This window comes from Desulfovibrio sp. JY (assembly GCA_021730285.1).
Lineage (GTDB): Bacteria > Desulfobacterota > Desulfovibrionia > Desulfovibrionales > Desulfovibrionaceae > Solidesulfovibrio.
In genome coordinates, this window is sequence record CP082962.1 from 489299 (window position 1) to 510634 (window position 21336).

A 21336-nucleotide genomic window follows, 5' to 3' on the forward strand; every position below is an offset into this window, starting at 1 on the left:
GCAACGCCGCAGGCAGGTCAACCACGCTTCGGCCTTGCACTTTTTGTACGCCTTGCCAGCACGATTTTCCTCAGCCCGCGAAAAGAGGCTTCGAACAGGCCGCGCCCCGGCCGCGTCTCCACGCCCCCCCGCGCTACTTCCCGGAGAGGTCTTCCTCGACATATCGGGCAATGGCTTCCAGCAACGCCGCCCGGGGATAGGCGTTTTTACTGACGAGGGTGCGGAGCAGTCCCGTTTTGGTGAAAGGCATGGCCACGGCCAGGTGATCGGCATTGGGATATCCGAGCAGGGTGGCTCCCGGGTAAATCGCGTCGGACGCGATGACCAGGCCGTCGTTGAGGGGATCGGTCCTGGCGAGGATGTCGTAAAACGGCTTGAGGACCATGGACATGTCATCGCGCGTGGCGAAGGCGGCCAGGGAATAAAACCGGATGCCGGAAGGCATGGGATGTTCGGCCAAAAACCGTAACCGCCCCGGCCGGCGCAAGCTGTCGACGGCCTCCGTGTCGTCGCCGGGCGGGCATGCAGACAGGGGCATGGATTCGACGAAGCGGATCAGGCCGTCGCTGAAGGTATCGGCCAGGGGAGAGCCGTTTATCGCCCCGGCCACGCTGACCACGGCCACCGTGCGCGAAACCAGTTCCGGGTAGGCGACCAGGGCCTCCAGGACCTCCACGGCCCCCTTGGAGTGGGTCACGAAGACGAGCTTGTCTTCCCTGGGCAGCGAGGCGACGGCATCGCGGATCACGACCGCGTTATGCGCGCAGCCGCGCCGGCCACCGGTGTCGATCAGACTGGTGGCATAGCCCTGGCGTTCGACATTTGCCCGGGCGTCCTCGAAAAGGAGCGAACTTTGGGCGACACATTGGGCCAGCAACCCGGGCACGAGCACGAGCCGAAGGCCTGCCTTGGAGGGGGCCATGGGCACAGGCAGGCCGGAGGGCGCGGGCTCCCCCGCCAAGTGCCAAAGCACGTTGTCGCCTTCGGCTGGGCGATTGCCGGGCAGCCCCGCCCCATGGTCCGCGATCACGGCGGTCATTATTTCGCGAAAGCGGGCGCGGCCATCGCGAATCCCCGCCCTATCGGCGGGAGTCAGGACAGCCGGGGGCGAGGCATGGGCCACGGCGGGGACGTTCGGCTTGGCGCAGGCGGCCAGAAAGAGGGCCAGCCCCCCCATGATGAGCGGCAAGGCCAGTGGACGCAGCAGGGACGGAGGTGATTTTGCCATCAATAAGCCCTTTTTTCCGGCAGAGTGCCTGATTTTGCGATCGACGGGGCTGCTTCGGGGAACGGGAAGAAGAGGCCGGGCGAAATGTTGCCTCAGTGACTTCGCCGAATATTATAGACACCGCGCCCTTCGGCCACATGTTCTTCCGGGCTCCCTTCGGACCACAGCACCACCTGGGCGTTGCCGACCCGGTTGCCGAGAAGGCGCACCGTGGCCTCGGCGTAAAGGTCATGGGCGGTCGCCGGCCGCAAATAGTCCACGCGCAGGTCGATGGTGGCGATGCGGTCATCGAGCTCGCAACGGGTCCATACGGCAAACCCGGCGCAGACATCGGCCAGGGTCGAGATGACGCCGCCGTGGATGGCGGGCCGTCTAGCGTCCCCGATGAGGTCCTCCCGAAAGGGAACGAACAGCCGCACGCGGCCTTCCTCGATCGACGCGACGCGGATACCGAGCATTTTCTGAAACGGCAGGCCATTTTCGATCAGATCAGCGAGCACCGTGAAGTCCATGTTATCCTCGCAAACACGAATATACTGAATTTCCTCGAGTATTCCCCACTCCTGTGAAGCGGGGATCAACTTGATACGTATTTCGTACGAGTTGATTCGCTTTTCTTGCTCATCTTGCCTTGCATATTGCTTGGCTTGAGAAGTTATTGTGGGTGATGGGCATTAAAATGTGCAGCAATGCCATTTGCAAATAGTTTTGTCCTATAGGATAGGCATATTGGGCAAAAGCTTACACCGAGGCGACTCGATCTCGCAATGCCAAGGCATGAGCGCGTATTCGACACGAGGGGGGGCCGAAAGGCCCTCCTTATTTTGCCCTGATGCCTCTCGGCAGATTCTACGCATGCGATGCGGAATGAATGCCCCAGGGCATCGTGACATCCGAGGTTTCATTATTATATACTAAAAAAGTATGAAACAAGCTCCAGCTTGAGGGAGAAAGCCATGAAAACCGAGCTGTTAAACCCACAAAATAGCGCAGTGATCTTCATCGATCACCAGCCGCAGATGACTTTTGGCGTGGCGAGCATCGATCGCCAGACGCTGCTCAATAACGTGCTGTTGCTGGCCAAGGCCGCCAGCATCTTCAAGGTCCCCACCATCCTCACCACTGTGGAAACGAAGAGCTTCTCTGGAAACATGTGGCCGCAGCTCCTGGATATCTTTCCGGGGCAGGAGCCCATCGAGCGCTCCAGCATGAATTCCTGGGAGAGCGACGCCTTTGTGAAGGCCGTGGCGGCGACCGGCCGCAAGAAGCTGATCATGGCCGCCCTCTGGACCGAGGTCTGCCTGGTCTTCCCGGCCCTGGAGGCCCTGGGCGCGGGCTACGAGGTCTACGCGGTGGAGGACGCCTCGGGCGGCACGAGTATCACCGCCCACAACGCCGCCATGCGCCGTATCGAACAGGCCGGGGCCATTCCGGTCACGGCGCTCCAGGTGCTGCTCGAGTTTCAGCGCGACTGGGCTCGCAAGGAAACCTACAACGACGTGCTGGCCGTGGTGAAGGAACATGGCGGCGCGTACGGCCAGGGCGTGGAATACGCCTACACCATGGTGCACGGCGCACCCGCCAGCCGGTCCGAAGGAAAGTGAGGGGCGACATGGACGACAAGGCCGCGATCGACGCTTCCGGACCGCTCACCGTGATCGCGGCCTGGAGGATCAAACCGGGCATGGAAGCGACGTTCGAAGCCTGGCATCAGGGCATCGTCGCGGAAGCGGCGCGTTTTCCCGGACACCTCGGCAATATCGTCATGCGGCCGGGGGAAGGTTCCGACGAATACCGCGTCATCTTCCGCTTCGATTCCCTGGACCATCTCCTGGCCTGGGAAACCTCCCAGGCGCGCGGCGAATGGCTGCGCAAGTCGGAGCAGTTCCGGGCTTCCCCCATCCGCTACCGCAAAGGCTACGGCCTGGAATTCTGGTTCGCCTCGCCCCGGGCCGACGCAGTCGGCCCGCCGCCTCGCTGGAAGATGGCGCTGGTGACGATCGTCGCCATCTACGCCCTCGTCAACCTCGTGGGAATGGCCTTCGCGCCGTTCGTGGGCGGCCTTTCGCCCTGGCTCGTCGGCTTCGTGGAAACGGCGGTCATCGTGCTCCTCATGACCTATCTGGTCATGCCCGCCGCAACCCGCCTGCTGGCCCGCTGGCTGTTCCCCGCCGCAAAGGATGTACCGCCATGAACGCAACGACTGCCGATATCCTGCTGACCAACGGACGCATCACCACCCTGGACCCGAAAAACCCGCAGGCCACGGCCGTGGCCATGGCCGACGGACGCATCCTGGCCGTCGGCGACGAGGCGGACCTGGCCCCGCACACCGGACCGGATACGCGACGCCTGGATCTGGGGGGCCGCACGGTCATCCCCGGGCTCAACGATTCCCATATCCATGTGATCCGGGGCGGGCTCAACTACAACATGGAGCTGCGCTGGGACGGCGTGCCGTCGTTGGCCGACGCCCTGCGCCTGCTCAAGGAACAGGCGCGGCGCACGCCGCCGCCCCAGTGGGTGAGGGTGGTCGGCGGCTGGACGGAATTCCAGTTCGCCGAGCGACGTATGCCGACCCTGGCCGAGATCAACGCCGTGTCTCCGGACACACCGGTCTTCGTGCTGCACCTCTACGACCGGGCGCTGCTTAACGCGGCGGCCCTGCGCGCCCTGGGCTATACCAAGGACACGCCCGACCCCATGGGCGGGCACATCGAGCGGGACAGAAACGGCACCCCCACCGGGCTGCTCGTGGCCAAGCCCAACGCCCTGATCCTCTACGCCTCCCTGGCCATGGGCCCCAAGCTCGGCTTCGACGACCAGGTCAACTCCACCCGGCACTTCATGCGCGAACTCAACCGCCTGGGCCTGACGAGCTGCATCGATGCCGGCGGTGGTTTCCAGAACTATCCCGACGACTACAAGGTGATCGAGCATTTGGCCGGGCGGGGCGAACTGACCGTGCGCCTGGCCTACAACCTCTTCACCCAGCGTCCCGGGGCGGAATACGAGGATTTCGCCGGCTGGGCCAAGACCGTTTCCCCGGGACAGGGCAACGATCTCTACAAGGTCAACGGCGCGGGCGAGATGCTGGTCTTTTCCGCCGCCGACTTCGAGGATTTCCTGGAACCCCGCCCGGACCTCAAGCCGGTCATGGAGGCGGAACTCGGCAAGGTCGTGGAGCTTTTGGCGGAGAAGCGCTGGCCGTTTCGGCTGCACGCCACCTACGACGAATCCATCTCCCGCTTCCTGGACGTCTTCGAGGAGGTCGACCGCAAGGTCCCCTTCGACGGCCTGCGCTGGTTCTTCGACCACGCCGAGACCATCTCGGCGCGCAACCTCGATCGCGTGCAGGCCCTTGGCGGCGGCATCGCCATCCAGGACCGCATGGCCTTCCAGGGCGAGTACTTCGTGGCCCGCTACGGGGCCAAGGCCGGCAAGCGCACACCGCCCGTGGGCCTCATGCGCGAGCGCGGCATTCCGGTTGGGGCCGGCACGGACGCCACCCGGGTTGCCAGCTACAACCCCTGGGTATCCCTGTACTGGTTGACCAGCGGCAAGACCGTCGGCGGCCTGTCCCTCTACGGGGACGACAATCGCCTGGACCGCACGACCGCCCTGGAACTCTACACCCGGGGCAGCGCCTGGTTTTCCGGCGACGAGGAGAAAAAGGGCCTGCTGGCCCCGGGCCGGCTGGCCGATCTGGCCGTGCTTTCAGCCGATTACTTCAGCGTGCCGGACGAGGCCATAAAGGGCATCGAATCCGTGCTCACCATCATGGACGGCAAGATCGTGCACGGCTCCGGGGAGTTCGCCTCCCTGGCTCCAGCCCTGCCGCCGGCTTCGCCGAACTGGTCCCCCACGGGCAAGTATCCGGCCATGGCGCCGTGGAAACATGGCGAACAGGCGGGCACGTCCTTGTGTCGCGACCGGACATGCGGCGAGCCGCTGCACCGGCATACACACACCGTTATAGGCCCGCGGGGGAATTGGGGCATCGGCTGCACGTGCTTCGCCTATTGAATGCGCAAGGTCACGCGAAACCGTGGAGTTTGGAGCGGAGTGTGAATCCTGGATGCGTCCCGGGGCAGGCTCTCTTCCCCGGGACGAAATTGATGCGGTGGCCCCTACCCGATTCCTTTACCTCCAGTTACTGCTTCACAGATCTCTTGCTGGTCCCAACAACGGTCGTATTCGGACGACGCGCAGCTTCTTGAAGCGCAATAAACTTTCCAGACGCCGCTCAGACGGCCCGGGCGATGGTCCCGCCGTCCGCGTACAGGCGCAGCCAGCTTTCCAGACGGATGAAGTCCTGCGCCACCCCGTCCTGAAAATATCGCTTGTACCGCCAATGCGATTTGACCGTGGCGGGGATGCACCTTTTAAGGGGGGAATATTCCGCGGCGTAGAGCAGGCCGATGCGCCGCAGATGTTTCGTGGAATAGATCGAGCGCCTCCGGTAATCCAGGAGGTAGGATTTGAAAAGGTCGTCCCAGGTCCGCCTGCGCACGACCTGGTAGTCGCGCCCGGCCTCCATCTTGCGGAGCCGGAGGTGTTCCCTGGCGTATTTCGAGGCGGAGAAGGGCAAGGAAGTGAACGGGATGTCCATGTACCGTGCGTTCGTGGCCTGCATGATGGCCAGGAAGAGGCTCCCGTCGACGATGTATTCCGAGGGAACCGTGAGAAGTTTTTTGTACAGGGACGCGGCGCCGAAGGGGGTGCGCAGCGACTGGAGGAACATGCTGATGGGATTGACCCATTTCCCGGAGTGCAGCGGATCCTTGTTCATGAACGTCCGGATGTTGTGCAGCAGGTAATACTTTAGGTTCCTGTTAGCGTCCGCGAAGTAGTCGTCGCGCCCGGAGATGGGACGGAATTCGTCGGCCGCCCATTCGTTGAGAGGGCCGGAAAACGTCGCAGCGAACACGGCGGCCCGGCCGTCGTCGATACGCCTGAAGTCATAGTGCATGCCCTTGAGGTAGCCCGAGAAGTGTCCCTGGACGTTGAACCAGTCGCTATCCGGGCGAAGCCGCTCGTAGAACTGCCCGCCGTCGGCCGTCTGCGGTTCGGGAGGGAAATGGAGCACCTCGTGCCGCAACCCGAAGCGGTCGGCGATTGCCTTGGCGATGATCACGTCCCGATCCTCGCTCTCTTCGAGATGCGGGCTGCAGTTCGTGACCCACAGTTTTTCCCGGCGCACGTCCTCCGGAAGCAGGCCGAGCAGGAGGCGGCTGTCGTATCCGCCGGTGATGGGCAGGGATTCGACCCTGCCGTCGGACAACTGGTTGCAGAGGATGTCCCGCATCATCGAACAGATCTGGGCGGCGTGCTCCTCGAACGGCGTTTCCGTGTCGACCGCATACTCCCAAGTGGCATAGGTCTCGGCGGAAACGGCGCCCGTCCTGTCCACGGACATTCGGGTTGCCGGTGGAAGCGCCTGGAAGCCCTCTATCGGGGTGCGCCCGTCGCAGGCGAACCCGTAGAGACTCAGTTCGGCCAGAAACTGCCTGTCCAGCCGGATCGGCCGCGGGAGCAGCGGCGCGACGATCTGGTATTCCGAACTGAACGCCGTCCAGGCGTCCGTCCGTACGATGTAGATCGGATACAACCCCATGCGATCGTTGATGATGTCGATGCGTTGCAGCGCGGGGTCGTAGCGGACGACCGCGAAGTGGCCGTCCAGTGAGGCCGCCCTGCCCCCGTCCGGTTGCTCGAAGAACGAATCCAGGAACATGAACGCTTCGTCCGAGTCCTGCCGTGCGGGAGGGGCGGGAGTGCCGGGCGCCGCGAAATATTCGCCGCCCCGCAGGTAGGTCCTGCCCGTCTTGGGGTTGTGGAAAAAAAGTTGCGTCAGATGGGCGGTGGCACCGAGCAGGCACTGGTCGGTATCCCACGTGGCAAGCTCCCGTGTCCCCCCGAACGACGCCTCGCGGAGCATCGCGGTGCGGATGCCGGAGGCGGCGGACGTGCCGGTTGTGTCGAAAATGCCGAAGATGACGCTCATGTTTCTCTCGCAGGTCTGGGATCAGATGGTGCTCAATATTCAATGCCGCATTTTCCTTGTAACGTATGGGTACATTTTGGCAACGGAAAAGACCCCCCTCAGGACCAAAAGGACCACGAAACAGACTTCGTCAAAGATTGAAATATTGACCGTCACTTTTGCAGCGGAGGAATGTATGCGAAAAACAATGGGCACCAATCGACCATATTGCTGACAAGTTGAATAGCGATCAAATGGCCGATGTAAATGCGCAACAAGGCCTTTCCGATGGGAGAAAAGAATTCCTGCTTACCAGCAAGCATCAGCTGATTGCCATTGCGCATTGCCTTGCGTATCTTCTGTGGATTTGATGTGTTGGAACAGCAAAAAACACGGTGCGCTTCCAGAAGCGTATGCGTGACGGCGAGTTTGCAACACGGTTTGGCACCGAGGACAAATGTTGGGCGCACCTCGTGCAATGGCGTGGGCCTCGTCTGGGGCCTCCCTGAAAAGCCTGGCGGGTTTCTGTCGCCGAAACTCGAAAAGCAGCTTCTCTCAAGGCGTCTTGATGCGAAGCGAATTTGGGCGGCCCTCAAAACGAATACGTGAATCCGATACTGGCCGCCTGGGCCTCATGGCCAGGTCGGAACAACTTCACGCCGACCTTGGCCGAGAGCGACAAGCGATCCTGTAGGCGCATCGTCACCCCGGCGTCGAGCAGCATGGAATGGTAGCGCTGGTCGGCCGTGACGGCATGGTAGGCCGAGGCCGACGAACCAAGAAACGACGCAGTGATATATCCCGGATTGGACAGCCACTCGGCGCTCCAGCCCGCCCGGATCTCCGGCGTCACGACCAGGCCGCCCGCCGTCTCGAAGGTTCGCGACACCCGGCCGCCGACGATCGTGGTCAGGGCGTCCGCGCTGCGCTCCCGCAGGCTCTGACCCAGCGTCCCCACCCTACTCTCCCGGAATCCGTCTTCATGGGCGTGCTGCCACTGCACCGAGGCAAAAGGACCGAGGTCCAGCGCCCCAAGCTTGCAGTCATAGCCGCCGCCGGCCGTAATACTCGTGTTCCAGCCGTTCCAGGTCGCCTTGGCCGCGCCGGAGGAGGTGGGCAAGGGCAGATTGCGCGTCGACCGGTAGGCGTCATACCCGGCCCGCACCCCGATATCGGCATGCCAGCCGTCCTGGCGGTAGCCTCCGAGCAGGGCCAGACTCCAGTCCTCCACCGTCCCCTTGCCGCCTCCCTCGGAATGCAGGGTCATGGACTGCGTCACGTAGCCCGGCGCCAGGGCGAACGTCCAGGCCGGGCCGGGGCTAAACAGCATGCCGCCGGTCACGCCGCCGGTCACGGTGTTGTAGCCGGTGCGGTCGGCACTGCCCTTTTGGCCGGACAGCATGCCGAGCGGCTTGATAAAGACGCCGAGTCCGTTTCCTCCGACCCGCCAGGGCTTGTCGTCCAGGCCGGACATCGCGCCCGAGGGACCGGAGGCCCCCGCAATGCTCGCCGGGCCGATATCCCCGGGGCTGGCGATCGCTCCGCCGCCGGCTTCGCCGCTATAAAGCCCGGCCCGTTGCACGGACGTCAAAAGCCGCCCGCCGTCGAACAGGACCTGGGTGAAGGCATCGTAGGGCTCGGGGCTCAGTACGTTGAGAACGTAGTCGGTCAGCGCGTTGTGCGCCACGCTCCAGGCGGCAAGGTTACTGTCGGTCCCGTAGGAATAATCCAGGTACTGGATGAGCGTGGCCAGCTCTCCGGTGGCGCTGTAGGCGGCGGCGTTAAGCCCCGCTCCGGTGGCGGAGGACCGGACGCTTGTGGCGGAGGCGGCATAGGCGGCGCGCATGAGCGTCACGGCGACGGCGTTCCCCATGGAGACGGGCGCGAGAATCCAGTTTGCCGGCGTGGAGCCGGAGATTCCGGAGGTCAACGTTCCGGTCACGCCCCCGGTCGTCGTGAGGATGATCCAGGTCGTGCCGCTGTTGTAGAAGGCATATTCCGGAACGACGGTCAGCGTGCCGGCCAGGGTGGCGCTGCCGCCGGTGACGTTGATCAGGTCGCTGGCCGTGGGCGTGACTTGGCAGATGTAGTTGCCGGTGGCGCTTTGGGTATAGTCGCCGGTGACGGTGATGGTGCCGGGGGAATTGCCCGGCGAGATGGTGCCGCTGACGCTCAGGTTGTGCACGGTGCCGACGCCGGCCAAGGTGGCCGCGCTGGCCACGTCCAGCGTGCCGGCGAAGCCGGAACCGTCGAAGGTCGCGCCCAGGGTGTCGGTGCCCGAACCGGCCAGGGTCAGGGTGCCGGCCCCGGTCAGGACGCCGGACAGGCTGACGTTGTTGCCCGCGTTGTCGAGGGTGCCGTTGCCCGAGACATTGATGGCCCGGTAAATGCCGCAATCGGCGTTGGTTCGCAACGTGCCCCCGTCAAAGGTCAGGACACCGGTTACGGCCCCCAGGTTGGCGTCGCTGGAGATGGCAAGCGTGCCGCCGATCAGGGTGGTGCCGCCGGAATAGGTATTCGTTCCGGTCAGGGTCAGGGTGCCGAGGCCGGACTTCCTGAGGCTGCCGGTGCCGGAGATCACGCCGGCGTAGGTGGTGTCGACGTTTTGGTTGACGGTCAGGGCGGCCGAGCCGAGGGACACGTCGCCGCCGCTCGTGCCGCCGCCGGAGAGTCCGGCGACGGTCTGGTCGAAGTCGTTCAGGTCCAGGGTCGCCCCGGCGACATTGGCCAGGACCACCACGGAGTTGGGCGAGAAGGCATTGGTCGCGCCGGCCTGCAACGTGCCCGCATTGACGGAGGTGTTGCCTGAATAGGTATTTGTCCCCTTCAAGAGCAAGGTGCCGGCGCCCGTCTTGGCCAGGGAGCCCGCTGTCGCGGACACGGCGTCGCTGATCCCGCCGGAAAGGGTCAGGCTCTTGCCGGTGTCGACATCGAAGGTGCCGCCGCCGGAGCCAAGGGTGATCGCTTTGCCGAGCTCCAGCGTGGCTGTTGCCTGGAGCGTGCCGCCGTCCATGGCAATGCCGCTTGTCCCTTGCAGGTTGTTCGCCGAAGAAATGCTGAGCGTGCCGCCGGTGATCGTGGTGGCCCCGGTATAGGTGTTGGTTCCGGCCAGGACGAGCGTGCCGTCGCCGGTCTTGGTGAGCGCGCCCGTTCCGATAATGGAGAGCGAGGCGGGAATCGTCAGCGTCGTCCCGGAGGCGGGACTGGCCAGCAGCAACCCGTTATCGGTCAAGATCCCCGAGGTGGTGCTGAGGGCCCCTCCCGCGTAATTGAGCGTGGCGCCACTGTCGATCGTGAGCGAATCCGCGCTTAACGCCCCGGCGTTCTGGTAGAAGACGCCTCCAGAGATCGAAATGGTCGCCGCTTGAAACGTCCCCGTGTTCGTGGTGATCGCCGAGGAGCCGCTCTGGGTGTAACTGCCCGCCCCGCTGAGCGTTCCGGAATTGTGCAGCGAGCCGGTATTGGTGATCGCGCCATTGTTGGCGATCGTGCCCGAGTTGATGAGCGTGCCCGTATTGTGCAACGTTCCTGATATATTGCTGTTGTTGAGCGTGCCTGTGTTGGTGAACGTGCCGTTGTTCGTCAGCTCGCCCCAGTTGTAGAATGCGCCGGAATTGGCCAACGTCCCGCCTGTGTCATTGATCCAAGTGCCATGTAGGTAATTGTATACAATATTTGTGGTCGTTATCGTGCCGGTATTCGTCCAGGTCTTCCAGCTCGAGTTCGCAAGCCATCCGGAGCTTGTCAGCACTCCAGAATTGTTCCAAGTTCCGCTGTTTGCGATCCAGTCATAATTTTCTATCCTGCCTGTATTATACATTATTCCGTTATTGTAAAACTCTCCGCCAGTATAATTATATAATATATAAGAACTTATAAATACTCCATCATTGTTTACAGTTCCATAATTGCCCATCGTTCCGGAGTTGGTCGCCGTCCCGTAGTTATTGAATACACTTTTGGTATTGTTTGTAAATAATCCATTATTTTCAAACGTTGCCCCGGATTCGTTTTTAATCGACCCCCATTGTGTTGAACTGGTCAGGACTCCTCCCGAATCAATTATCAACCCTCCATAGTTATCGATCGTCCACGTATTATTCACCACACCAAGAGCGTGTATTATTCCTATGTTCGTCAACACATCTGTATTGTAAAGACTACCAGTCCCGCCGATCTCTATAGTCCCGTTGTTGGTAAAACCGCCGTCATTTCTGTCCGCGCCCGAAACGGTGAGTGTGCTGCCGGATGGATTGGGATTCGGCGCGATCTGCGCGGCTCGCGCCGATTGCGTGAGGCCGCAAAGCAGCAAGAGGGCGAGGCAGCCGAGCGCACCCCGCAGCCGGGGAAAACGCCGGCGTCTCCAGGTCGCGGCGCAACCGTGGCCCGCTTCCAGGGTTCCGACACCCGCGGCGGCATCACGCCTTCCGGCATGGCTGCACACAAACGCGCAGGGCATAGGCTGTGAATAGGCTTTTGCGCCTGATGCGTTTTGATACCATAGCATGAGCGTTTCCTTCGAAATCCAGACATGGTGACGTCGCCGCGACATCGCGAAACTGCCTGTCCCGGTCCTTGGCCCCTGTTGGAGGCGATACCCGAGCCCAACAGGACGCATGGCTGAATCTTTTAGGAAAACGAGGAACGCGTGGATGTCAAAAACAATCCACGTGAATTCCCGTGAAAACACTCTGGGAAAAATTGTGCGTATCCGTATTCGCCACCTTTCGTGACAGGGACGCCGTTGCGGTGGCTGTTTTTTGTCTGGAGTCCGAAAGCGGCGGACGGACATTGCGGGCAAATTTCACGTTCCTTCACGGGAGTTGCGGCAATGCCTGCGCAGACTCCCTTGCATGATTCCAATGCACCCGATATTGTTCGTTATGTACAAGTCGCCATCCCGTCAGCTCGCGGGCCTAGCCCTGATCCTGGCGGGTCTGCTCCTGTTCGTCCTGTACAGCGTGCGACCGGGCCGCCTGTCTCCCCTGGCGACGGAGGGGACGCTCGATCTGTCCGGCTGGGACTTCGCCAAGGACGGCCTGGCCAGGCTTGACGGGCAATGGGAATTTCTGTGGGGAGCGGCCGGACCGGCCGAACATCGTGGCCCCTTAAATCCCTCCGGGCCGGCCGATCGGTACCCTGTTCCCGCGATATGGGGAAAACCAACAGCCCTCGGCCGGGCCGTTTCGCCGCACGGTCTGGCCGCCTACCGGCTTCGGGTACGCCTCCCGTCCGGCAACGAACCGCACGCGCTATATCTCTCCGGCATGCTCTCGGCCTGCCGGGTCTGGGTGGATGGGCGCCTGGTCGGCACCAGCGGCGAGATCGACGACAACGGGCGCGAGACGCCGCGCAAACACTGCATCACGCCCGTCTTCGTTCCCTCCGGCCCGGAAGCGGAAATCGTGCTCGAAGTCGCCAACCACACCAACGTCCAAGGCGGCCTCAACGCGCCCATCCTCATCGGGACGCGCGATCAGGTGCAGCGCCTGGTCAGCGTGCGCTGGCTGACCGGCGCGCTCATTGCCGGCATGCTCCTGGCCATGAGCGCCTATCATCTGATCATTTTCGTCATGCGCCGGACCGACCGGAGCAATTTGTACTTCGGCCTCTTTGCTTTGGCCTGGGGCGCCAACACCCTTTTCAGCCCGGCCAGCGGCTTTGTCTTAAGCGAGTTCACGACGCTCTCCTGGCGCTGGTACATTACGCTGACCCTGCTGCCTTACGCCGTAACAACCCCGCTCATGATCCTGCTGTATCACGCACTGTTCCCCAAGCCGTACGCCCGCGTGGTCAACGCCTTCTTCAGCCTGCTCGGCGGGGCTTACGCAATCTATCTCCTGGCTGCCGGGCCAAGCGCCTTCGGCCCGATTCCCCTGTTGTACTTCATGGTCACCCGCACGGCCTTCCTGTACCTGTTTACGGCCTTCGCCGTGGACATCGTGCGGCGCGAGCGAGGCGTGTTGTTGCTCGCTCCGGGCTACCTGGCCCTGGGCTATGCGGAGTTGTGCAAGATTCTCTACGACCTGCACGTCACCGCCTCGGCGGAATTCGCGCCCTACGGCATGCTGGCCTTCATCCTTTCCTACGCGGTCTTCATGGCCGTGCGCTTCTCCCAGGCGTTTTCCAACGCGGAGCGACTGGCCGGCGAACTGGGGAGCAGCAACGAACGGCTCGAACACCTCGGCGAGCTCAAGGACACCTTCCTGGCCAACGCCACCCACGAGCTCAAAACGCCGCTGGCCGGCATGGTGGGCATCGCGGAATCGCTCCTGGCCGGGGCGGGCGGCTCCCTGACGGAAACGGCCAAGGGGCATCTGCGCATGCTCGCGTACAGCGGCAAGCGCCTTTCCCGGCTGGTGGACGACGTGCTGGACCATGCCAGGTTGAAAAACATGGACGTGCAGCTTTCGCTGGAGTTGGTGCACTTCGAAACCACGGCCAAACGCGTGCTCGCCCTGGCGCGCGGCCTGGCGGCGGACAAAGGATTGGAGCTGCGCGCCGACCTGCCCCCGGACCTGCCCCCGATCCGGGCCGATTCAGGCCGCCTGGAGCAGATCCTGTTCAACCTGGTGGGAAATGCCATCAAGTACACCAACCAGGGCTTCGTGGAACTTGCCGCGTCCGTGGAAGAGGATCGCCTCGCGGTCCGTGTCGCGGATTCGGGCATCGGCATCGCCGCGGAGGACCAGGAGCTGATTTTCGCCTCCTTTACACAGGTTGCCACCGGTGATGCCGCGGCCACGGGCGGGGCGGGTCTGGGACTGGCCATCGCCTCGCGCCTTGTGGAGCTGCATGGGGGGACGCTTCGGGTCGCTTCCAGCCCAAATCAGGGAAGCGTGTTCAGCTTTACCCTGCCGCTTGGAGACAACGCCCCCTCCTGCGCGCCCCCCCGGGGACCTGCTCCGTCGGCAGTGGGCGACACCGCGCGCATCGCCGCCGTGCCGGGCCTGCCGTCCCTCCCCTCGGGAGCCACCGGGCCGGACTACGACGTGCTTGTCGTGGACGACGAATCCGTGAATCTGCATGTTGTGGCCACTTGTCTTGCGGTGTCGGACCTGACCGTCAAGGCCGTCCGCAGCGGGGCGGAGGCGTTGGCCCTGCTGGCCGCGGGCGACGATCCGGGGGTTGTGCTGCTCGATGTTATGATGCCCGATCGGAACGGCTATGACGTGTGCCGGGAAATCCGGGGAACACGCAGTGCGGTCTCGTTGCCGGTCGTTATGCTGACCTGCCGCAATCGCGTGGAAGACGTGGTGGAGGGCTTCGCCGCCGGGGCCAACGACTACGTGACCAAACCCTTCGCGCGCGCGGAGCTGATGGCCCGCGTGTCCACGCAACTTGACCTGCGGCGGGCGCATCGCGTGCTGGAAGAAAACATCAGCCTGCGGCGCGAAGTGGTCATGCGGCGCCAGACCGAGCAGGCACTGCGGCTGTGGCAGATACGGCTCTCGCGGATGCTCGACGCCATTGGCGAGGCCGTGTTCGCGGTGAACCAAAGCGGCGAGATCGCCTTTTGCAACCAGTCCTTCGCGGACTTGACCGGCCGCTCGGCACGGGAAGCGCTCGGCCAGCCTCTGATCTGGCTGCTGGCCGAGCCGGACGCGCCTGCGGCCAAACTACTGCGCGACGGCCTTCGCCGTCTGCTGGACGGCGGCGGTGACGCCGAAAACTTCGAGGCCGTGGACATTGTGACGCAAGAACGGGGTCCCCAGTCGTGCCGCATCCATGTCAAACGCGTTGCACTGGCTGAAGAACCGATGTTGCTGTTGCACCTTGGTCCAAACGATGCGGACAGTGGACAGGATGCCGCCGTGCTTGTGGATATGCTGCGCAAGGTCGAGGGGAACAGGTTACGCTTGCAACGCATCGGGGAAGCGCTGCAAACCATGGCCACAGGGGAGGCACAGGCTGCCGCCTTGCAGGACCTGACGGCGCTCGACGCCTTGCTGGAAAACATCTGCGACAGGATGAGCGGCAACAACAGCGATCAGGCGGATAAAATTCTGGCAGTGCACGTCATGCAGACGGCTCTTGCCTGCTGGTGCGAGGCCACCGGACTTGGCAAAGGGGAGCTGGCCGTTCAGTCCGGCCTCTGGAACGCCTATATGGAGCGCGACGGCTACCTGCGCACGCAGACACTGGACAAGTATTTAAGCCTTGGCACCCTTCCCGGGCGTCCACGCTGGCGCTCCATCATCGCCACGGCCGAATACGTGCTCTCGGCCTGTCCTGACTCCCCCCGTTACGGAGATCCGCTGCGGCACCTCCTGGAGCGCCTGCGGCAACTTGAGAGCGACACGCATCCGTGACGGGTGAGGCCAGTGTCCTTGCGTTATCAAAGCGACCTGGGGCTTTCGCCCTTAGTGGCGGTTTACATAGTTTTCGGGACAGGCCCCTCGATCACTGGCAAGCTCTTTCGCGCCCAAGAGCATGCCAACCTCACCGTATCCCATGACCCGGTCCAGGAAATCGAGGGCATCGACTTCGACCGGCCCTAGGCCAAGACAGTCGCCAAGTTCATCACCGCGCTGACGAAGTACGCCGGCACCGAGAAGACCATGACCTTCGCCTCGAAGACCGCCTTCAAGCGGTTCATCAGGGACCATGCCTAAGTCACCGAATGAGAACAACTTTGACGCACTGAGAGCGTATTAGACACGAGGGGGGCCGAAAGGCCTCCCCATTTTTTTGCCGGACCACCAGTCAGGCTAAGTGAGACCCAGGACTTTCCCCTATCTACCGAGTTTTCACGAAAAACAGGTTAAGACTTCGTCTAGTGTGAGAAATACTCAACTAGACAACGTAGTGTTTCCATTGTTATAGCAAAGAGGAGCTGAGCTTCCACTATCTTTTTAGCACATAAAGAGAAAAGCCATGCCGAAGCTTTAGCACGATCCTAAACAAACTTATTTAATTTCATCTTTATTACAAAATAGTTTTCAACTCTGGAGCATCCGAAAACAACTTGACAAGATCTTGTTCAACATCATGACAACGCAAAATCATTCTCCAAACAGTTCTATGCGGCAAAGATAATATATCGGATTTCAGCACCTCGAACAGAGCATCATTCACAACTTCCCCTCTATTGCTAACATAATTAACCAACCTCGAAACAAAGCCTCGATACGAAACAACACGCGCTTTTTTAAGAATATCTCTATTCAGCTTCAATAGATCACGAGTATATGACGCTTTCTTAGAGCGACGAGGATCTGTTGACAACACAGTGAAAGCGCCAGTGCTAAAATCAAGATCAAAAAACTCCAAGGGATCCTCAACCCTAGGGTTAATAAAGGCTGCCTCTCCCGACACAGGAGGGACAACTGGCGCATTGCGCGGCCGAGTTACATCAACAACGTCGCCGCTATCATCTATTATAGCAAAAAAATCGCGCTTATAGGCACTATTACAAGTGCTACATGCATATAAATAGTTTTCCCATCGAAATGTTTTTTCGGGATATAAATCTTTTGGATAAACATGCTCAACATCTGTAGCGAGTGAGTCTTCACAATAATGACAACGACCCAACCCAGAACAACTTTCTTTTAAGCTACATCGAATCTCTTTGTCTGCTCCAAAAAAAATCTGACTTTTCGAACTCCATTGGTTTTTTGCAGTTTCAACTCGATCTAAATAGTCAGGATGGGCATCTATGACACCTTGTGATTTATCAAGATATTCTTGGACTGCGACAGACAATTGTTTTAGAGACACAAAGAGCATCTCATTATTCCTCTGTTGGGAAAATAGCCTGGAGTTCACTCCGTCGCTTTTTCTCTTCTCGTGTCAAGATCGCACGACGTGCACGCACATTCAACTCAGCCAATTCATTCAGAAGAGATTCAGCTCGATCAGAACGTTCAATCCCATCACCAAAAACTCCAGAACTATACGCTTCCAACACATTACCATAAATTAACTTCTTCAATCTCTCCCCAGAAACCATGCCGCTCCTATCTTCACGACCAGGACGCGAAAGTTGAAAAACAGACCCATTAATTGCATTTTGACAGACAAGCGGGCTGTGCGTTGTAACCATAAATTGAACTCTAGGAAAATGCTTACACAACCATTGCCCAACACTTCTTTGCCAACGTGGGTGCAAATGCGCATCTATTTCATCAACTAACACAACTCCCGGATAAACTATCTTGCTTCCATCATCGCTGAAAATACTACTTGTGTTATACGCAACTGTCATTTGACGGATAAGTTCAATCATCAAGCTCAGAATTGACCTATGGCCATCACTCGCATCTTCAATATCAATGACAGATCCTTGTGCATCTTTAAAAACAACTCCCTTTGATGTGACCTGGTCAACAAATGCTCCGTTAGGCAAAAAGTTGTCATCATTAATAAACTTTATCACTTGATCTAAAAGACGCCCTTCTTTGCAACCAAAGTCTTCCAACTGTTTAAACCTCAAATCCTTTAGCCACTCGAGAGTCTCAGTAAGAGCCACAGCTTCGTTAAAAGCTGACAGATGACGTGCAACATCAGGATAAGAATAAAACAACTTGCTATACGTTTGATCGCCACCCGTGAATCTACGAAAAGGACCGAAGGACGACGAAAACCAACCTGTCCCTCGCCCCCATAACGTACGTTCTGAGTAGTTAGCCCTTCCTTTTTTAACAGATCCATCAGAGGAAATAATAACTTCTACACTTAAAGCTGAAGCACTCGTCCTTCCAGTGTCTGACCATCGATCAAATAGACTATCATGTTCGACACGAGCAACAATTCTTCCTTCGCAAGAACCCTGCTTAACCCATTTTGTAAAATCAGATTGTGTACGAGGAGCCAGCTCAGGACCCATCAACAACAATGAAATAGCCTTAATAAAAGTCGACTTTCCTGCACCGTTATCGCCAAGAATCACATGCCATCCATGAGCATCAGCATCTTGCTTAATATCCCAAACTACGGAATCAAAGTTCTTTATATTTTCAATTTCAATCCTTCTGATATACATAAAACCTCCTGGACATGTAAAAAAACACCGCATGGCTGATTCGATTCCTAATCCAATCCACAGGAGTTCACAAACTATTTTACAAAAAGAATTTATCTTACCAATTCACGCTAAGCGTTCAAATATATTGCCACCATTTTCCGAAAAATGTCTACACAATAAACTGGAAAACAGCATTATTCACCAAGACTATATCTACGCTTAGCGAACACAAGAGATATACAATTCTTCAAAAAACTTAGGTCTAGCCAACCTACTTTGGCCCAGCACAAGATTTGAAAATTATTGTGGTTTTTATGCGTAACCTCATTGAGTAACGACATGTTGCCTTCTAACAAATCGTTAACATTACGAGATTTCAGAACAACACCTCTATCCCTGCAGCCCCTTAAATATCCAAGTGAATCTAACCGACCCCCTGACCTCAAAGCAAGGGGTCGCCCTGGATAACCATTCCTCTGGAATCCCAGGCCGATAGGTTATCCAGCCGGTTATCCAACGAGAAAAGGGGCTAGGTCGACTAGACCTAACCCCTTGAAATAACTGGTCGGGATGAGAGGATTTGAACCTCCGACCCCCTGAACCCCATGGGCCGGGTACCTGCCATTCTAGTTGAAATCATTAGATATTTTTTTGGAAATGATAACATTTTTCCGACATACCCTGCCTGGCGACGAAGGCAAACGGTTCTCCAGATGTTATCCAGATTGCAGCGTTATCCACGGGGAAAATTCTGAAAAAATAGTTCGCAGGACCTCCACAAACTTATCAGTATTGAACTCCAAGAGCATCATTACTGATATTGCGGAGTAACATTCCATATCCGTTTTGACGGAAGCTCATCCTTCAAGTCTCCATCAAGTTTTTCGTACGTCGAGAATAACTGCTCAAGTAATTCCTTCTGCGACCTAAGCCTTACTCGGAAATAACTTGCGGCTAGTTCCTTTTGTACATTTGATTTGAAACCTCCCCAAGAGACGATGAGTCCTCGGCGGCTCCGGACTTGGTGACGTCTCCCAACAACTTGTCGACGGCCGGACGGTCGGTGGGCGTCGAACCCGACTTCACCTCGACACAAAGCCGATTGGGTCACATTTGCTCTTGAGCTGTAAATAAAAATTTACGCGCCCTTCCAGTTGTTTTACGCCTCTTATACATGCCCAGGACTATAGCCAAGCCATCGACAGCCACGTCTAGGAGGTTTTCGATGGATACGCTTTTCATCGTCCTTATGTTGGTCCTGATCATTGTCCTACTTGGCCTGATCGAATTCCTCGAATGGCTGGAGAGGAAGTAAACATGGATATCATCGTCTTGGCCATTGCAGCCGTTTTGTTCGTCTATCTCCTTGCCGCCCTCTGCAAACCGGAGTGGTTTGAATGAACCAGAACAACTTCCTGCAACTCTTGTTTTTCCTAAGCGTACTACTTGTGTTGTCCTGGCCGCTGGGGCTCTACGCCGCTCGAGTCTACCAGGGGCGGCCTTGTGGCCTGGACACGATACTTGGGCCGTTTGAGCGCCTGCTCTATCGCATCGGCGGCGTCGATGCCTCTCGGGAAATGGACTGGAAGACCTATGCTCTGGCCATGCTCGGCATAAACGCCCTGGGCATGCTCTGCGTCTACGCCCTGGAACGGCTCCAAGGAGGGCTCCCGCTCAATCCTCTACGCCTTCCCGGGGTGGACCCGTTCGTGGCCGTCAACACGGCCGTAAGCTTCGCCACCAATACCAACTGGCAGGCCTACGCCGGCGAGTCCACCATGAGCATCCTCACCCAGATGCTGGGGCTCGCCGTCCAGAACTTCCTCTCCGCCGCCACCGGCATGGCTGTGGCCATAGCCCTCATCCGAGGACTTGCCCGTCGGGAGACGGCCCACTTGGGGAACTTCTGGCAGGACCTCACGCGATCCGTCCTGTACATCCTGCTGCCGCTCTCTTTCGTACTGGCTCTTCTCCTAATCTGGCAGGGTGTGCCCCAAACATTCACGGGGCAGGTCGAAGCCGCCTGGCTCGATCCCACCCCCCATGTCGCCTCGTCCACGTCGCCGGACACGACGTCGGCTGACCAGCCCCCGACCAAACAGACCATCGTCCTTGGCCCCGTGGCCTCGCAGGTGGCCATCAAGCAGCTCGGTACCAACGGCGGCGGCTACTTCAACGTCAATTCCGCCCATCCCTTCGAAAATCCGACGCCCCTGACCAATCTTCTGGAAATGCTGGCCATCCTGCTCATCCCGGCAGCGCTGTGCCACACTTTTGGTGCCATGATCGGCGACAGGAGGCAGGGCTTGGCCATCCTGGCGGCCATGACCATTCTCTTCGCCGGGTTTGCCGCGCTGACACTGGCCGCCGAGTCGGTTCCCAATCCGGCTCTGGCCGGTATCGGCGTACCAGCCGTTCCTAGCTTGGAAGGCAAGGAAGTCCGCTTCGGCGCGGCCGGATCAGCCTTGTGGGCCGCAGCCACCACCGCCGCCTCCAATGGCTCGGTCAATGCCATGCACGATAGTTTCTCGCCCCTTGGCGGCATGTGGCCGATGCTGCTCATGCAGCTTGGCGAGGTGGTGTACGGCGGCGTGGGATCGGGGCTTTACGGCATGCTGGTCTTCGCCGTGGTCACGGTTTTCGTGGCCGGCCTCATGGTCGGACGCACGCCGGAATACTGCGGCAAGAAAATCGAACCATTCGAAACGAAGATGGCCGCGCTCGTCATCCTGATTCCGCCGTTTCTTTGCCTGGCGGGGACGGCGCTGGCCGCCGTGATCGGACCGGCCGACGCCGTGTCCAACCCGGGACCGCACGGCTTTTCCCAGATGCTCTACGCCTTTTCCTCCATGGGCAACAACAATGGCAGCGCGTTTGCCGGACTGACTTCCACCTCACCCTTCTGGACCATTGCCGGAGTCGTGGCCATGTTCGTATCCCGCTACTGGCTGATCGTCCCGGTCCTGGCCCTGGCGGGATCGCTTGCCGGGAAAAAGCGCCTGGCCCAAGGCCCCGGCACCCTGCCGACCCACGGGGGCATTTTCGTCGCTCTGCTCATGGTCGTGGTCCTGGTGGTTGGGGCGCTTACCTTTGTGCCCGCCCTGGCGCTGGGTCCCGTGGCCGAACAGCTCGCCCTTTTCCAGTAGAGGTTTC

General features: G+C 59.6%; 13 protein-coding genes. 6 read left to right on the forward strand and 7 right to left on the reverse strand.

Annotation, left to right across the window (positions count from 1 at the left end):
- Positions 1-133: 133 nt before the first annotated feature.
- Together K9F62_02130 and K9F62_02135 are read right to left on the reverse strand one after the other, a co-directional pair.
- A complete protein-coding gene (locus tag K9F62_02130) occupies positions 134-1228 on the reverse strand; it encodes a hypothetical protein (GenBank protein ID UJX41520.1) in 1095 nt (364 codons plus the stop codon).
- Between the two features lie 92 nt (positions 1229-1320).
- Positions 1321-1740, reverse strand: a complete 420-nt coding sequence (locus tag K9F62_02135) for a PaaI family thioesterase (GenBank protein ID UJX41521.1) — start codon at positions 1738-1740, stop codon at positions 1321-1323.
- A 444-nt stretch (positions 1741-2184) separates the two neighbouring features.
- Here K9F62_02135 and K9F62_02140 point away from each other — a divergent pair, with 444 nt between their 5' ends.
- The 3 genes from K9F62_02140 to K9F62_02150 are packed head-to-tail and all read left to right on the forward strand — an operon-like array spanning position 2185 to position 5254.
- Complete coding sequence (locus K9F62_02140) at positions 2185-2832, forward strand: hydrolase (GenBank protein UJX41522.1); 648 nt, start codon at positions 2185-2187, stop codon at positions 2830-2832.
- 8 nt (positions 2833-2840) lie between these two features.
- Positions 2841-3422 carry an antibiotic biosynthesis monooxygenase gene (locus K9F62_02145; GenBank protein ID UJX41523.1) on the forward strand — a complete coding sequence of 194 codons (582 nt, stop codon included), beginning with the start codon at positions 2841-2843 and terminating at the stop codon, positions 3420-3422.
- Positions 3419-5254 (forward strand): amidohydrolase, encoded by a 1836-nt coding sequence (locus tag K9F62_02150; protein ID UJX41524.1) that lies wholly within the window; start codon positions 3419-3421, stop codon positions 5252-5254. Before K9F62_02145 ends, K9F62_02150 begins: the two co-directional genes overlap by 4 nt.
- A 220-nt stretch (positions 5255-5474) precedes the next feature.
- Here the strand turns inward: K9F62_02150 and K9F62_02155 are convergent, their stop codons facing one another.
- From K9F62_02155 to K9F62_02165, 3 genes are all read right to left on the reverse strand, one after another.
- Positions 5475-7235, reverse strand: coding sequence for a hypothetical protein (locus K9F62_02155; protein UJX41525.1), 1761 nt, complete (start codon positions 7233-7235; stop codon positions 5475-5477).
- Positions 7236-7387: 152 nt separating this feature from the next.
- Complete coding sequence (locus K9F62_02160; protein UJX41526.1) at positions 7388-7693, reverse strand: hypothetical protein; 306 nt, start codon at positions 7691-7693, stop codon at positions 7388-7390.
- 113 nt (positions 7694-7806) lie between these two features.
- The gene (locus K9F62_02165; protein ID UJX41527.1) at positions 7807-10836 is read right to left on the reverse strand and encodes an autotransporter domain-containing protein; all 3030 of its coding nucleotides are present in this window, start codon (positions 10834-10836) and stop codon (positions 7807-7809) included.
- Between the two features lie 1261 nt (positions 10837-12097).
- On the opposite strand from K9F62_02165, the gene K9F62_02170 reads away from it, so the two are divergent.
- Together K9F62_02170 and K9F62_02175 are read left to right on the forward strand one after the other, a co-directional pair.
- Complete coding sequence (locus K9F62_02170) at positions 12098-15526, forward strand: response regulator (GenBank protein UJX41528.1); 3429 nt, start codon at positions 12098-12100, stop codon at positions 15524-15526.
- A gap of 18 nt (positions 15527-15544) precedes the next feature.
- The gene (locus tag K9F62_02175; GenBank protein ID UJX41529.1) at positions 15545-15715 is read left to right on the forward strand and encodes a hypothetical protein; all 171 of its coding nucleotides are present in this window, start codon (positions 15545-15547) and stop codon (positions 15713-15715) included.
- A gap of 427 nt (positions 15716-16142) precedes the next feature.
- Here K9F62_02175 and K9F62_02180 read toward each other — a convergent pair whose 3' ends face one another.
- A complete protein-coding gene (locus tag K9F62_02180; GenBank protein UJX41530.1) occupies positions 16143-16946 on the reverse strand; it encodes a hypothetical protein in 804 nt (267 codons plus the stop codon).
- 4 nt (positions 16947-16950) lie between these two features.
- Positions 16951-18201, reverse strand: coding sequence for an AAA family ATPase (locus K9F62_02185; protein UJX41531.1), 1251 nt, complete (start codon positions 18199-18201; stop codon positions 16951-16953).
- A 1379-nt stretch (positions 18202-19580) separates the two neighbouring features.
- On the opposite strand from K9F62_02185, the gene kdpA reads away from it, so the two are divergent.
- Positions 19581-21329: a potassium-transporting ATPase subunit KdpA gene (kdpA, locus tag K9F62_02190; GenBank protein UJX41532.1), complete on the forward strand. Its 1749-nt coding sequence runs from the start codon at positions 19581-19583 to the stop codon at positions 21327-21329.
- Positions 21330-21336 lie beyond the last annotated feature (7 nt).